Origin of the sequence: Gottfriedia luciferensis (assembly GCF_002156865.1) — a bacterium.
GTDB classification, from domain to species: Bacteria; Bacillota; Bacilli; order Bacillales; family Bacillaceae_G; genus Gottfriedia; species Gottfriedia luciferensis.
The window spans coordinates 98543-112767 of record NZ_NCTA01000007.1 but is presented as its reverse complement, the minus strand read 5'-3'; the positions used below and the strand labels follow the sequence as shown (position 1 = coordinate 112767).

Sequence of the window (14225 nt, the reverse complement as noted above, 5' to 3'; positions counted from 1 at the left end):
TGCTGAATTTGTTCAGGAAGTGTATCTGAACGAGTGCAGCACTTTTTTCTTTAAAAAAATGTCATTTTTTTATTGTTCAATTCGTAAACTTGTACTAATTAGGACTAACTGTGGAGTTGATGCGAAATATGAAAAAGTGGCTATTTATCGGAACCATTGGCTTATTTCTTATCGGAATTATTATTCCGACGAATAATGTTAAAGCATTTGGCGGAGTTAGTGCTAGAAATGCAGTATTGATGGACCAAAAAACTGGAAGAATCCTATATGGAAAAGCAATGCATGATCCTGAGAGGATTGCTAGCATCACAAAAATTATGACAGCTATCTTAGCTGTGGAATCAGGTAAACTAAAAAAAACTGTTACGGTTAGCTCTAGAGCAGTACAAACGGAAGGGTCATCTATTTATTTAAAGCCGGGCCAAAAAATTAAATTAGAGGATTTAGTTTATGGTTTGATGTTACGGTCTGGAAATGATGCTGCAAATGCAATAGCAGAAACAGTCGGAGGTAGTATTGAAGGCTTTGTTTATATGATGAACGAGAAAGCAAAAGAAATTGGAATGAGTAATACATATTTTAGCAATCCATCTGGATTAGATCAGCAAGGAAAAAATCATTACTCATCTGCATATGATATGGCACTACTTACGAGATACGCAATGCAAAACCCTAAGTATGCAAAGATAGCAGGTACGAAAGTACATCGAGCACCTAATACCGCAGAATCTTGGGATTACGTTTGGAAAAATAAAAATAAGTTACTGACATTTATGTACAAGTATAGTACTGGTGGCAAAACTGGATTTACGAAAAAAGCGAAAAGAACACTTGTATCAACTGCTTCAAAAAATGGAATGGATTTAATTGTCGTAACCTTGAATGATGGTCAAGATTGGAAAGATCATATGTCATTATTCGAATATGGTTTTAAAAACTATCCTTTAACGAAAGTATTATATAAGGGTGGAATTAAGGAAGTAACAAATAAGAAATATAAAGGTCATGTTTACTTGAAAAATGATTTTTCATATCCATTACAAAAAAATGAAAGAGATCAAGTAAGAATTACGATTGAGATGAATAAACCAACCAATAAAAAAATAGCTAATGATGCGATTGTTGGAAAAGCAATTGTCGAATTAGAAGGGGAACAAATTGGTTTCCGTAATATTTTTTATAGTGACAGTAAGGTTAAAGTCTTTACGAAAGAACTGATTCAAAGCGGAAAACATGTATTTTTGAATTTAATGGGAGAGCATTCAGATGGTTAATATCATTTGGGTTGCACTTACGATAATTGGATTTGTTTTTGCAATGATCAACGGAACGATGGATGAAGTAAATAAAGCTGTTTTTGATGGTGGAAAACAAGCAATCACAATCTGTATAGGACTAGTGAGTGTTCTTGTTTTTTGGTTAGGTTTAATGCGCATTGCCGAAGAATCAGGATTATTAAAAATACTTTCAAAACTATTTCAACCTTTCCTTTCATTCTTATTTCCAAGAATACCTAAAAATCATCCCGCACTTGGTTATATTATGTCAAATATGGTAGCTAATTTATTTGGTTTAGGTAATGCAGCAACCCCACTTGGCATTAAAGCAATGGAACAACTAAAAGTATTAAACAGAAATAGTAATGAAGCAAGTGATGACATGATTACATTTTTAACATTAAATACAAGTGCCATTACATTAATCCCGACTACTGTCATTGGAGTTAGAATGTCCTATCATTCTTCAAACCCTACCGAAATAGTAGGAGTTACAATCCTCGCTCAAATCGTTTCATTTATTGCTGGGCTCGCTGTTAATAGTTTTTTTGCAAGTAGGAGAAATCGAAGGGGGAGAAAATAAATGGGATATATGAATACTTTTTCCCTTTATATCATTCCATTTATTATCGCTGTGATCTTAATACATGGCACTTGGAAAAAAGTGCCGACATACGAATCTTTCGTAGAGGGTGGGAAAGAGGGAGTTTCGATTGCTGTTCAATTAATTCCTTTCTTAGTTGGAATGCTCGTATCGATTTCAATTTTTAGAGCGTCTGGTGCATTAGAGTTCTGTGTTGAACTACTTAGACCATTCTTAACTTCACTAGGAATTCCAGCAGAGGTTTTTCCTCTTGCGATTATAAGACCAATTTCAGGTTCAGCTGCGCTAGGTATTACTTCAGATTTAATTAAAACTTATGGGCCAGATTCATTTATCGGAAGGCTGGCATCCACTATGCAAGGGAGTACCGATACGACTTTATATGTACTAACAGTATATTTTGGAGCAGTCGGTATTCGTAAAATGGGGGATGCATTAAAAGTAGGTTTAATTGCTGATGCATTTAGTATCATTTTTTCAATTATTTTCGTATCGATGTTTTTCAACTAATTAAAAAGTACTTTTATTTCTATGTTTGGTAGAAATAAAAGTATTTTTTTATTGCAGTAAAAAGTTTTATATCTTATAATACCAATAAGAATAGTTGGTATTAAGACAACATTCAATTTTACCCATGTTGCATATAATGGATTGGAAGATACTAACCTTTTTGTGACATAAAGGAGTTTGAAATTATGAGAGTTGTAAAGTCAGTACACGAGCTGATCGGATCAACACCATTACTTGAAATTACATCATTCCCTTTACCAAAAGGAACTAGATTATTTGCAAAATTAGAATTCTATAATCCAGGTGGAAGTGTGAAAGATCGACTTGGAATGGAATTATTAGAAAGTGCGTTCATTGAAGGGAAGTTAGGTAAAGGTGGCACAGTCATCGAACCAACTGCTGGCAACACAGGTATCGGCTTAGCACTAGCAGCTATAAAATATGGCGTAAATGTAATATTTGTCGTACCTGAAAAATTCAGTTTAGAAAAGCAAACGTTAATGCGGGCACTTGGTGCAATAATTGTAAACACACCGACAGCGGATGGAATGACTGGTGCGATCAAAAAAGCAAATGAGCTATCTAAAGAGATTCCAAACTCATTTGTACCTTCTCAATTTAGTAATGAAGCAAATCCAAGAACCTATTACAAAACATTAGGTCCTGAGTTAGTTGAACAACTTGACGGGCAAATTGATGTTTTTGTTGCTGGAGCTGGAAGCGGTGGCACATTCACAGGAACAGCTCAATACTTAAAAGATAATTTAACAAATGTAAAAACAGTAATTGTTGAACCTGAAGGATCAATTTTAAATGGTGGCAAACCAGGTTCTCACGATACAGAAGGAATAGGAATGGAGTTTATTCCTCAATTTGTAGAAACAAGTTTATTTGATGAAATTTATACAGTATTTGATACTGATGCATTTAGTTTAGTAAAAGAACTGGCAACGAAAGAGGGACTCCTTGTAGGGAGCTCATCTGGAGCTGCATTGTATGCGAGCTTAAAAGAAGCTGAAAAAGCAAAACCAGGGAGTACAATCGTAACGATTTTCCCAGATAGTAGCGAAAGATATTTAAGCAAAAATATTTATAGAGAGGGTTAAAAAAATGAAGAAAAAGACGGCGTTAATTCACGGGGGAATTAGTAGAGATGAAACAACAGGTGCGGTTAGTGTTCCTATTTATCAAACGAGTACTTATAAACAGGATGCTGTTGGCAAACATAGAGGTTTTGAATATTCCAGAACAGGCAATCCAACACGACATGCTCTTGAAGAGTTAATGAAAGACTTAGAACACGGTGTTGCTGGATTTGCTTTTGCTTCAGGAATGGCAGCAATTCATACAGTATTTAGTTTATTCAAGACAGGCGATCACATTGTTGTTGGTGATGATGTGTACGGCGGTACTTATCGATTACTTACTAAAGTATTATCGAATTTAGGGATTACAGCTACGTTTGTTGATACAAGTAATATTACTTTAGTTGAAAATGTTATTTCGCCTAATACTAAAGCGATTTTTATTGAATCACCAAGTAATCCATTATTAAAAATTACTGATATTAAAGGTATAGCAAAACTTGCAAAAGAGTACGGCCTATTAACAATCGTTGATAATACATTCGCTACACCTTATTGGCAACAACCATTAACATTAGGCGCTGATATTGTAGTGCATAGTGGTACGAAGTATTTAGGAGGTCATAGCGATGTTGTAGCTGGTATTGCTGTTACAAATCGAGATGATTTAGCTGAAGATATCGCATTTTATCAAAATTCAATCGGTGGTGTACTAGGGCCGAACGATAGCTGGCTATTACAACGTGGTATTAAAACACTTGGAATAAGAATGGAAGAACACGAAAGAAATACGAAAGAAATTGTATTTTTCTTATCGAATCATCCAAATGTAAATAAAGTTTTTTATCCTGGATTATCGACACATCCAAATCATGAATTAGCTAAACAACAAAGTAGTGGATTTGGTGGAATGTTATCTTTTGAATTGAAAGAAGGATTAGATCCAGAGGAATTTGTAGAAAAGTTAAAATGGTTTACGCTAGCAGAAAGTTTAGGAGCAGTAGAAAGTCTAGTAGGCATTCCATCAAAAATGACACATGCTTCAATCCCAAGAGATAAAAGAATCCAATCTGGTATATCTGACGAATTAATTCGATTATCAATCGGTCTTGAAGATTTAGAAGATTTAATTGAAGACTTAGAGCAGGCGTTAATATTTCAAACATCAAAGGTGAGATAAATGGGTAGAGAGTTTTTAGATGTTTTTACTGGTTGGGCAGAAAGTTATGATTCATTTGTTCAAGGACATGACCCAGAGTATAAAGAGGCATTCCGTCGCTACAGTGAAATACTTGGGGAAATTGTTAACAGAAGTGGAAAAAACGTTCTTGAATTTGGAATAGGTACAGGTAATTTGACGAAACTACTTCTTGATTCAGGGAGAAATGTTTATCCAATTGAACCATCACCTGAAATGCGAGTACTTGCTTCAAAAAAATTAGGTGAAAATATTAAAATTTATGATGGCGATTTAATTGAATTTCCGAAACCGACTATTCAAATCGATACAATCGTAAGCTCATATGTTTTTCATCACCTTACTGATCAAGAAAAATATGAAGCTATTAAACTATACAACTCATTATTAAAACCAGGTGGAAAAATTGTGTTTGCTGATACAATGTTTTTAACTGAAACTGAATATGAAAATGAAATAACAAAAGCAGAAAATGCAAATTATATAAATTTACGAGATGATTTAAAAAGAGAATATTATCCATTAATTCCAACTGTTCGTTCACATTTTGAAAAAAATGGTTTTGATGTGAAGTTTGAACAATATAATGATTTTGTATGGATCGTTGAAGCTATTAAAAAATAGAGAGAAGAATTTTAGGAGGAACAAAGAATATGCCATCAGTTGAAAGTTTTGAATTAGATCACACGAAAGTTGTTGCACCGTATGTAAGACATTGTGGAACACATGCAGTTGGTACAGATGGAGTTGTTACAAAATACGATATTCGTTTTTGCCAACCGAATAAGCAAGCTCTTCAACCTGCTACAATTCATACTTTAGAACACTTATTAGCATTAAATGTTCGTGAAGCAGTACCTGCTGGTGAACCATTTAAAATCATTGATTTATCACCAATGGGTTGCCAAACTGGCTTTTATTTAATTATTGCAGGCACACCATCAATTTCAGAAGTTATCACTTTATTACGTAAAACTGCTGAACTTGGTTTAGAAGTTGAAGAAGTGCCTGCTGCAAATGAGCTACAATGCGGTCAAGCGAAACTACATGACCTTGAAGGTGCTAAAAAATGGTTAAAATATTGGAGCGAGCAATCAGACGAAACGCTTGAAAGTGTATTTGCATAAGGAAATAAAAAAACGTCATCTTGATGACGTTTTTCTTTTGTTTTCTCCACTTTTAAAATGAAGTGCAGGGAAGTCTGGGAAAGGATAAAGGAGGATATTACATTTATTTTCCTTTCTCCTTCAATCCTGCCTTCCCTTGTTCCTGCTGTTAATTTATAACAAGTAATAATTTCTCTTTTGGAACTGTGAACTTAATTGAACCAATATTTTCTTCAATATCCTCTATCGTAGGAATATCATCGAAGCTCTGAATTGAGATAGCATCATCAAGACATAATAAAATATATGGGAAATTCGTTTCTGTAGAATCATAGATTAATTTGTAAGCTTTTGCAGGTTTATCAGCAGTAAAAAATACATCACCTAATTTAAACGAACCAACTGAATTATATTTTATTGCAGGATTAAAAGAATAATTCATATAGTAAGCTCCTTTATAAATTTACTTATTATATTATTGACCGAATTTTAATCGCTTAAACAGCAAACTAGTAATTGGCCTGGATTGTAATAGAAAGTTTGTTTTTTTGTGTAACCATTGTAACTTCACCTATCCAATCTTCAATATCTCCTAATGTTGGCATGATGTCATAATTTTGTACAAGTCTAGCATCCGTTAAAGAGATAAGTACATATGGATAATCGTCTTCGTTTTCTTCAAAAACTAGCATATAGATCGTCTCATGTTTCTTTGTAATTAATACGCTACCGGGCGTTATTACTCTAGAACGATCAAATGCTGAAGAATGTTTTAAAGTTAAATTCATATCTATTACCTCATTTCTGCAAATCTAGTAAATTATATGATAGATTTTTGGAAATATGTTAAGAGGAAAAGAATAGGAGTGATAAGAAATTATAGTAAAAGTAAATAGGTAAAGCGGAAGTCTGTTTTGAGCTTCTTTATTCTTTTACCGTAAAACCTTATTCCTACCACTTGTTTTCATGGTTATAAATCTGTATGATGGTTGAAGAGGTGAATTGATCGAATGGAAAGATTGCAGAAAGTTATTGCTAGAGCGGGAATTGCTTCTCGTCGTAAAGCAGAAGAATTAATTAAAGAAGGAAAAGTAAAAGTAAATGGTCAGGTTGTTACTGAATTAGGAGTTAAAGTAAGTGGTAATGACCAAGTTGAAGTGAATGAAATTCCAATTGATAAAGAAGAACCAGTGTACTTTCTTTTATATAAACCAAGTGGTGTCATTTCTAGTGTGTCAGATGATAAAGGTAGAAAGGTTGTAACAGACTTTTTTCCAATGATTAAACAACGTATTTACCCGATCGGGAGATTAGATTTTGATACGTCAGGCATCATTCTTTTAACAAATGATGGAGAATTTTCGAATCTACTTCAACATCCGAAATATGAAATCGATAAAGAGTATATTGCTAAAGTAAAAGGTATACCATCTAAAGAGCAATTACGTAAATTAGAAAGAGGAATTATGCTTGAAGATGGTAAAACAGCTCCTGCTCAAGTAAAAATGATTTCTCTTGATAAACAGAAGAATACAGCAATTGTTAGATTAGTTATACATGAAGGTCGAAACCGTCAAGTAAAGAGAATGCTTGAGGCAATTGGAACACCAGTTATGAAATTAAAGCGTGAACGATATGCATTTTTAGATTTAAGTGGACTAACTCCAGGTGATGCTAGAGAATTATCACCTCATGAAGTGAAAAGATTAAGAGCAATGGCGTCTGCAAAGCCTCGCTAATGCATAAGAGCTCTCTATGCTTAAAGAAGCGTTTTTAATCAGTCTGAAAATCAGATAAATAAGACTTTGTATACACACTGAGACTCGGTTAAAACCGAGTTTTTTCTTTTCGATTAACTTTTCGTTTTAAAATGCAAATAATTGAATATTTAGTCTTTTTTGAAACATATCAAATTTCTATTCAAGAATAGGAATTAATGATATTCTATCATATGGGAGGAACTACATATATGAAGAAAAATAGAACGTTAATTCGAACAATCATCTTATTAGTTTTGGTTGCAGCAATTGGTTATACTTTTTACATAAATTTCTTTAAGAAAGATGAAGTGATTACTAAAGGAAGTACAGCACCAAATTTTGCTATGACAGAGCTAAAGACTGGTAAAAAATACACTCTTTCTGAAGAAAAAGGAAAAGGGGTAATTGTTAATTTTTGGGGAACTTGGTGTGAGCCTTGTAAACGTGAAATGCCTTTTATGAACGATTTATATTCGAAATATAAGGGGAAAGGTATCGAATTACTTGCTATGAACGCTGATGAATCGAAATTTTCAGTAGAAAGATTTGTAAGCGATTATAAACTTAAATTTCCGATTGGAATCGATAAAGATCAAGAGGTTTTAAACATATATGGGGTTAATCCATTACCAACTACGTTTTTTGTTAGTCCTGATGGAAAAATAAAAAGAATTGTAACTGGTCAAATGACACCGGACTCATTTGAAAGTTATATTAAAGAAATTTTACCAAAATGATTCGTGTACATTAGTTAGGGGAAATAAAATGGAGACTTTTAAATGTGAATGTGGTCATCTTAATCATGTAGGTACTGTTATTTGTGAGTCTTGTGGTAAACCTCAAGATGAAGGATCAACAGAATTACTTGATATGCGTTATGAAGGTACTGCTAGAAGATCAATTGTAAATAATCAAACTTTTGTAGATAAAATTTGGACGTTTTTTTCATCTGTAAAAGTAGCAGTGGTTATCATTCTTATTACGCTAGTAGCATCAGCATTAGGTACTATTTTTCCACAAAGAGATTTATTACCACCTACTGCAAATCCTACAACGTACTATCAAGACGAATATGGAATCTTCGGAAAGATTTACGATGCAATTGGATTAGATAATACATTTAACTCTTGGTGGTTCATGTTACTTGTAGCATCTATTGGGGTTTCACTTGTCATTTGTAGCTTAGACCGAATTTTACCACTCTATAAAGCTTTAAACAAACAAACTGTTACAAGACATCCAAACTTTTTAAAAAGACAAAAGATGTTTGGTGTTAGTAGAGTTGATAATATTCCTGAGGAAATTGAAAAAGCTAAAATTAAATTAAGAAAAAAAGGTTATAAGATTCGCGAAGAAAATGGTAATATATTGGCTGAAAAAGGCCGCTTTTCTCGATGGGGTCCTTATGTAAATCATATCGGTTTAATTATCTTTTTAATTGGCGTTATGATGAGATATGTACCAGGAATGTATATGGATAAAGCTCTTTGGGTACAAGAAGGTGAATTAAAACCAGTCGTTGGTACAAATCAAAACTATTATATTAAACTTAGAGATTTCCATATGGAAACTTATGATGAAAAAAAAGAAAACAAAGTTTATAAAAAAGCGATAGAGCGTTTTGGAAATGACAAAATTCCGAAGAACTATCAGGCTGATGTAACACTTTACAAACGAGAAGGGAACCTGATTCCGGGAGAAGATCCAAAACTTAAAAAAGTTAAGGATTATAGTATTAGAGTAAATGAACCATTAAAGTTCAAAAATTTTGCTCTTTATCAAGTAGACTATCGAATTGGTGAGTTTAGCGCATTTTTATTTACATTACAAAATAAACAAACGGGCGAAAAATTAGGTCCGATAAAAGTTGATTTACAAAATCCAAAAGAAACTTATGATTTAAAAAATGGATATAAAGTTGAACTAAAAAATTATTTCCCTGATTTTTATTTTAACTCTGATGGGCAACCTGATACAAAAACAAGAAAACCTAACAATCCTGCATTTGTATTTAAAATGACTACACCTAAAACACCAAAAGGTGAGGTAGCATTTGTTGCGATTAGACAGAATATTGAACCGAACGGTGAAAACAAATATAAAATGTCATTTGCAGGAATTGAAACAAAAGATTCGACTGGATTAACGGTTCGTAAAGATTTAACGCTTTGGTTACTTGCTCTTGGTGGAACAATCTTTATGATTGGTGTAATTCAAGGGATGTATTGGTACCACCGTCGTGTTTGGATCCAAAATCAAGATGGGGAAATTTGGGTTGCAGCATTTACTAATAAAAACTATTACGGCTTAAAACTTGAATTGAAGAAAGTGTTGGGAGACACTAAAATTGAAGTGCCGATCGATCAACAAGCTGAAAAAAGTGTTTAAATAGGGGGAAAATATGTACGAGCTAAGTAGTAATTTTTTATTTGCCGCGTTTATTTGTTATATAATAGCTACTTTCTTTTTTGGCGGCTCGCTGAAAATAAACGATAGTGGTCCTAACAAATGGGGTACAATTGGTATTACTGTTACAATTATCGGGTTCTTGTCGCAGCTAACTTATTTCGTTACTAGATGGATCGCTGCTGGACATGCTCCTGTAAGTAATCTTTTTGAATTTATTACATTCTTTGGAATGATGTTAATTTTTGCGTTTATTATGATTTACTTTATGTATCGTTTAAATATAATTGGTGTTTTCGCATTACCTATGGCAATCATTATTATTGCTTATGCGACAGTATTTCCACATGAAGTTAAACCACTAGTTCCATCTTTAAAAAGTTATTGGTTACACATTCATGTAACAACAGCTGCTTTAGGGGAAGCAATATTAGCAATTAGCTTTATTACAGGTTTAATCTATTTAATTAAAAATGTAGATCAAAAGATTTCTTCAAAGAAAACATTTTGGCTAGAAGCTGTTTTATATTTCTTAGTAACTGTAGTAGGGTTTATCGTGATCTCAACTGCATTTACTGCATCTGGATATGAAGCGAAATATACTTGGATTAATAAAGACAAAGTACAAGAAGATATGGTCTATAATTTGCCGTCACTTGTTGGTCCACATAAAGGTGAATTAAAAACAGAAGGTAAATTTGAAGCAATTGCAGAAGTACCAGCTATGGTTAATGCAAAAAAACTAAATACTGTCATTTGGTCGATTTTTGCTGGTGCTGCCTTATATGCAATTATTCGTTTAATTTTAAGAAAACGAATTGGTGCTTTTTTACAGCCGTTTGTACAGAAAGTTGATAGTGAATTATTAGATGAAATTGGATACCGTGCAGTAGCAATTGGTTTTCCAGTCTTTACTTTAGGCGGATTAATTTTTGCTATGATTTGGGCTCAAATTGCTTGGACAAAGTTCTGGAGCTGGGATCCAAAAGAAGATTGGGCATTAATTACGTGGTTGTTTTATGCTGTATTCTTACACCTGCGTTTTAAAAGAAATTGGCAAGGTGAGAACTCAGCTTGGTTAGCAGTAATTGGATTTGCAATTATTATGTTTAACCTGATTGCCGTAAACTTAATTATTGCCGGATTACATTCATACGCATAAAAAGATAAAATCTAATAACATAACTAGCCCCGTATAAGATGGATTTTCCTATATGGGGCTTTTATTATTTTTCTAACACCCTTATATCATCTGTATATCATAAATACTGCTCTATGAGTTGAGTTTTTTTCTAAATTAAGGAAATAATAAAATTCTAAGAATTATGTAAAAATGTTCACAAATTATAGTAGAATATACCATTTTTATTAGGTAAAATTATGAAGAGGGGGTCGTAAACATGGATCAAAATATAAAAATATTAATAGCTGATGATGAGGATCGTATTAGACGATTATTAAAAATGTACTTAGAACGTGATGGTTATCTAATTGATGAAGCTGAAAATGGTGAAGATGCACTTAATTTAGCTCAAAAAAATGATTACTCACTAATCGTACTAGATTTAATGATGCCTAAAATAGATGGAATAGAAGTTTGTAGAGAATTACGCAAAACGAAAACAACTCCTGTAATCATGTTAACAGCAAAAGGTGAAGAAACAAATCGTGTACAAGGTTTTGAAGTAGGAACTGATGACTATATTGTAAAACCATTTAGTCCTCGCGAAGTCGTACTTCGTGTGAAAGCTCTATTGAGACGTTCGTCTCCAATTCCAGTTTTTACTTCAGATAATACATCTGCAAAGGATGTCGTCGTTTTTTCTCATTTAACAATTGATAATGATGCACACAAAGTAATCGTAGAAGGTGAAGATATCAGTTTAACACCAAAAGAATATGAACTATTACTGTTTTTAGCGAAATCACCTGATAAAGTATTCGATCGTGAAACATTATTAAAATCAGTTTGGCAATATGATTTTTTCGGAGATTTAAGAACAGTCGATACGCATGTAAAACGACTTCGTGAAAAATTAAGTAAAAGCTCTGAAGATGCTGCAAAAATGATTGTTACAGTATGGGGTGTAGGGTACAAATTTGAGGTAGGTCAGGAGTAATGATTTTAAGAAGCTTAGTTGGTAAGCTATGGCTTACAATCATTTTACTAGTTTCACTTGTTTTATCATTCCTAACATTTGTATTAATTGGGTTCTTTGAAAAGTTTTATATCGATCTTCAAGTGCAAAACATGAAAGATGATGGAATAAAAATTGCACAATTAATTGAAAACGGGCAACCACTTTCAAATATTGAATATTTATCAAATAATATTGTAAGTAGATATTCGAGAGTGATTATTTCAATTGATGGTGAAGAACCTTGGTATTCAAAAAATACTTATGGAATACAAGATTTACCTTTTAAAGAAATAAAAAATGATAGTGTATTAAATAAAACATTTTCTGAAAATTTAGTGGTAAGTAAAAGACTAGTCTACGGTGAAAATAGTGAAAGAGAAAAATTAGTAGTCGGAATCCCTATAAGCAATAGTAAGGTAAGTGGATCAGTATTTGTTTACCAAACGTTACAACCAGTAAAAGTAATGATTCATCAGACTACTAATTTTGTATTACTAGCTGCTTCTATAGGAATTGTATTAACAACATTTTTCTCTTTTTTCCTTTCGTCTAAAATAACGGCACCACTTAGAAAAATGAAAGAAGTTGTAGGAAGTATGACTTCGGGTAATTTTGATGCGAGGGTGCCGATTCATTCAACTGATGAAATTGGAGAACTTGCTTTTTCCTTTAATAAAATGAGTAAGCAATTAAACTTTAATATGAATGCATTAAAACAAGAAAAAGAAAAAGTCTCTAATATTATTACGAGTATGGTAGATGGTGTTATTTCTATAAATAAAGAAGGAATAATTGTTACTACAAATCCACCTGCTGAACGTTTTTTAAAAATGCTCAATGATGATACTCCGGAGGATAACAATTCACTTGTTTTAACAAAGGATTTATTAGAATTATTTCACTTAGTCGTAGATAGTGAGAAAAAACAGTTTATCGAATTAAATCTTGACCAAGGTAATTGGCAAATTTTAATGTCTCCATTATATAATCAAACAACGATCAGAGGTGTTGTAGCCGTAATCAGAGACGTTACAGAACAAAGGCGTCTTGAGAAGATGAGAAAAGATTTTATAGCTCATGTATCACATGAGTTACGTACGCCAATCTCTTTATTACAAGGTTATAGCGAAGCAATTGTAGATGGAGTAGCTGAATCAAAAGAAGAAATGCAGGAACTATCTCAGATTATTTATGATGAATCACTAAGAATGGGAAGACTTGTAAATGATTTATTAGATTTAGCAAGAATGGAAAGTGGTTTTACCGAATTAAATAGAGACCATGTCCCAGTTATACAATTTGTAGATCGAATCCTACGTAAGTTTAAAGGATTAGCAAAAGAAAAGAATATTAAGCTTTTCGGTGAAATAGACAATATTTCACATCTAAATATTTTTATTGATGAAGATCGAATGGAGCAAGTATTTACAAATTTAATAGATAATGCGATTCGACATACAAATGAAAATGGAAGAATTATTGTTTCAGTTTTCCAAAATGAAATTTCAACAACATTTAAATTTATTGATTCGGGTGCAGGTATCGCAAATGAAGATTTACCATTTGTATTTGAACGTTTTTATAAAGCTGATAAAGCTCGTACGAGAGGAAGTAGTGGTACGGGGTTAGGATTATCAATTGTTAAAAATATCGTAAATGCCCATGGGGGAACAATTCAAGTCTTTAGTGAGATCGGACAAGGAACGACATTTAAAGTGAAAATACCTCATAATTTACACTTGGATGAAAAACATGTAGAGTAATCTTGTTTCATATAAAACATTTGTATTTGGTATATTGAATAAAAATGCACTATTACTTTAGGAAATGAGAAATAAAAAATAAAATAATTGAATTCTTACTCAATTTATCTTACGATTGAATTAATGAAATATTGATGAGATTAGTGCAATAATTGCTTAAAAGGGAATCTGGTGATAATCCAGAACTGTCCCCGCAACTGTAATGTGGACGAAACGAATAACCACTGTTCGAAGGAATGGGAAGGTCGGAGTAGGTTGAAGCTAAGTCAGTAGACCTGCTAAACTCATCCGTTTTCAATTCTTCGGGGAGTGAGAATTTGAAGCAGCAGTTGCAAGATATCTTGTATATTAATGTTGTTTCAGCCCCGTTCAAAC

The 14225-nt window shown here is 32.8% G+C and carries 15 protein-coding genes and 1 riboswitch; of the genes, 13 read left to right on the top strand and 2 right to left on the bottom strand.

Annotation, left to right across the window (positions count from 1 at the left end):
- The first annotated feature begins 128 nt into the window (after positions 1-128).
- The 7 genes from B7R67_RS08140 to B7R67_RS08110 all read left to right on the top strand — a co-directional run bounded on the left by B7R67_RS08140 (position 129) and on the right by B7R67_RS08110 (position 5801).
- Positions 129-1274 (top strand): D-alanyl-D-alanine carboxypeptidase family protein, encoded by a 1146-nt coding sequence (locus tag B7R67_RS08140; protein WP_088069302.1) that lies wholly within the window; start codon positions 129-131, stop codon positions 1272-1274.
- A complete protein-coding gene (locus tag B7R67_RS08135; protein WP_088069300.1) occupies positions 1267-1860 on the top strand; it encodes a nucleoside recognition domain-containing protein in 594 nt (197 codons plus the stop codon). Before B7R67_RS08140 ends, B7R67_RS08135 begins: the two co-directional genes overlap by 8 nt.
- On the top strand, positions 1861-2391 hold the full coding sequence (locus B7R67_RS08130) for a spore maturation protein (RefSeq protein WP_088069298.1): 531 nt from the start codon (positions 1861-1863) through the stop codon (positions 2389-2391). It begins immediately after the preceding gene.
- Positions 2392-2576: 185 nt separating this feature from the next.
- Complete coding sequence (locus B7R67_RS08125) at positions 2577-3497, top strand: PLP-dependent cysteine synthase family protein (protein ID WP_088069296.1); 921 nt, start codon at positions 2577-2579, stop codon at positions 3495-3497.
- A gap of 4 nt (positions 3498-3501) precedes the next feature.
- On the top strand, positions 3502-4656 hold the full coding sequence (locus tag B7R67_RS08120) for a bifunctional cystathionine gamma-lyase/homocysteine desulfhydrase (protein WP_088069294.1): 1155 nt from the start codon (positions 3502-3504) through the stop codon (positions 4654-4656).
- Complete coding sequence (locus B7R67_RS08115; RefSeq protein WP_088069292.1) at positions 4657-5298, top strand: class I SAM-dependent methyltransferase; 642 nt, start codon at positions 4657-4659, stop codon at positions 5296-5298.
- A 29-nt stretch (positions 5299-5327) separates the two neighbouring features.
- On the top strand, positions 5328-5801 hold the full coding sequence (locus B7R67_RS08110) for an S-ribosylhomocysteine lyase (RefSeq protein WP_088069290.1): 474 nt from the start codon (positions 5328-5330) through the stop codon (positions 5799-5801).
- Between the two features lie 148 nt (positions 5802-5949).
- On the opposite strand, the gene B7R67_RS08105 is transcribed toward B7R67_RS08110, so the two are convergent.
- Positions 5950-6222, bottom strand: coding sequence for a hypothetical protein (locus B7R67_RS08105; protein ID WP_088069289.1), 273 nt, complete (start codon positions 6220-6222; stop codon positions 5950-5952).
- A 67-nt stretch (positions 6223-6289) separates the two neighbouring features.
- The gene (locus B7R67_RS08100) at positions 6290-6568 is read right to left on the bottom strand and encodes a hypothetical protein (protein ID WP_088069287.1); all 279 of its coding nucleotides are present in this window, start codon (positions 6566-6568) and stop codon (positions 6290-6292) included.
- A gap of 222 nt (positions 6569-6790) precedes the next feature.
- On the opposite strand from B7R67_RS08100, the gene rluB reads away from it, so the two are divergent.
- The 6 genes from rluB to B7R67_RS08070 all read left to right on the top strand — a co-directional run bounded on the left by rluB (position 6791) and on the right by B7R67_RS08070 (position 13850).
- On the top strand, positions 6791-7519 hold the full coding sequence (gene rluB / locus B7R67_RS08095) for a 23S rRNA pseudouridine(2605) synthase RluB (protein ID WP_088069285.1): 729 nt from the start codon (positions 6791-6793) through the stop codon (positions 7517-7519).
- Positions 7520-7749: 230 nt separating this feature from the next.
- Positions 7750-8277 carry a thiol-disulfide oxidoreductase ResA gene (gene resA / locus B7R67_RS08090; protein WP_088069283.1) on the top strand — a complete coding sequence of 176 codons (528 nt, stop codon included), beginning with the start codon at positions 7750-7752 and terminating at the stop codon, positions 8275-8277.
- A gap of 28 nt (positions 8278-8305) precedes the next feature.
- Complete coding sequence (gene resB / locus B7R67_RS08085) at positions 8306-9928, top strand: cytochrome c biogenesis protein ResB (protein WP_088069281.1); 1623 nt, start codon at positions 8306-8308, stop codon at positions 9926-9928.
- 13 nt (positions 9929-9941) lie between these two features.
- Complete coding sequence (ccsB, locus tag B7R67_RS08080; RefSeq protein WP_088069279.1) at positions 9942-11108, top strand: c-type cytochrome biogenesis protein CcsB; 1167 nt, start codon at positions 9942-9944, stop codon at positions 11106-11108.
- 238 nt (positions 11109-11346) lie between these two features.
- Positions 11347-12066: a response regulator transcription factor gene (locus B7R67_RS08075; protein WP_088069277.1), complete on the top strand. Its 720-nt coding sequence runs from the start codon at positions 11347-11349 to the stop codon at positions 12064-12066.
- On the top strand, positions 12066-13850 hold the full coding sequence (locus B7R67_RS08070; RefSeq protein ID WP_088069275.1) for an ATP-binding protein: 1785 nt from the start codon (positions 12066-12068) through the stop codon (positions 13848-13850). Before B7R67_RS08075 ends, B7R67_RS08070 begins: the two co-directional genes overlap by 1 nt.
- A 124-nt stretch (positions 13851-13974) precedes the next feature.
- Positions 13975-14147, top strand: a riboswitch (cobalamin riboswitch).
- The last annotated feature ends 78 nt before the right edge of the window (positions 14148-14225 follow it).

Bases quoted from the DNA above. Each gene is read 5' to 3' on its own strand.
- B7R67_RS08140 (WP_088069302.1), top strand. From the start codon at position 129: ATGAAAAAGTGGCTATTTATCGGAACCATTGGCTTATTTCTTATCGGA.
- B7R67_RS08135 (WP_088069300.1), top strand. From the start codon at position 1,267: ATGGTTAATATCATTTGGGTTGCACTTACGATAATTGGATTTGTTTTT.
- B7R67_RS08130 (WP_088069298.1), top strand. From the start codon at position 1,861: ATGGGATATATGAATACTTTTTCCCTTTATATCATTCCATTTATTATC.
- B7R67_RS08125 (WP_088069296.1), top strand. From the start codon at position 2,577: ATGAGAGTTGTAAAGTCAGTACACGAGCTGATCGGATCAACACCATTA.
- B7R67_RS08120 (WP_088069294.1), top strand. From the start codon at position 3,502: ATGAAGAAAAAGACGGCGTTAATTCACGGGGGAATTAGTAGAGATGAA.
- B7R67_RS08115 (WP_088069292.1), top strand. From the start codon at position 4,657: ATGGGTAGAGAGTTTTTAGATGTTTTTACTGGTTGGGCAGAAAGTTAT.
- B7R67_RS08110 (WP_088069290.1), top strand. From the start codon at position 5,328: ATGCCATCAGTTGAAAGTTTTGAATTAGATCACACGAAAGTTGTTGCA.
- B7R67_RS08105 (WP_088069289.1), bottom strand. From the start codon at position 6,222: ATGAATTATTCTTTTAATCCTGCAATAAAATATAATTCAGTTGGTTCG.
- B7R67_RS08100 (WP_088069287.1), bottom strand. From the start codon at position 6,568: ATGAATTTAACTTTAAAACATTCTTCAGCATTTGATCGTTCTAGAGTA.
- rluB (WP_088069285.1), top strand. From the start codon at position 6,791: ATGGAAAGATTGCAGAAAGTTATTGCTAGAGCGGGAATTGCTTCTCGT.
- resA (WP_088069283.1), top strand. From the start codon at position 7,750: ATGAAGAAAAATAGAACGTTAATTCGAACAATCATCTTATTAGTTTTG.
- resB (WP_088069281.1), top strand. From the start codon at position 8,306: ATGGAGACTTTTAAATGTGAATGTGGTCATCTTAATCATGTAGGTACT.
- ccsB (WP_088069279.1), top strand. From the start codon at position 9,942: ATGTACGAGCTAAGTAGTAATTTTTTATTTGCCGCGTTTATTTGTTAT.
- B7R67_RS08075 (WP_088069277.1), top strand. From the start codon at position 11,347: ATGGATCAAAATATAAAAATATTAATAGCTGATGATGAGGATCGTATT.
- B7R67_RS08070 (WP_088069275.1), top strand. From the start codon at position 12,066: ATGATTTTAAGAAGCTTAGTTGGTAAGCTATGGCTTACAATCATTTTA.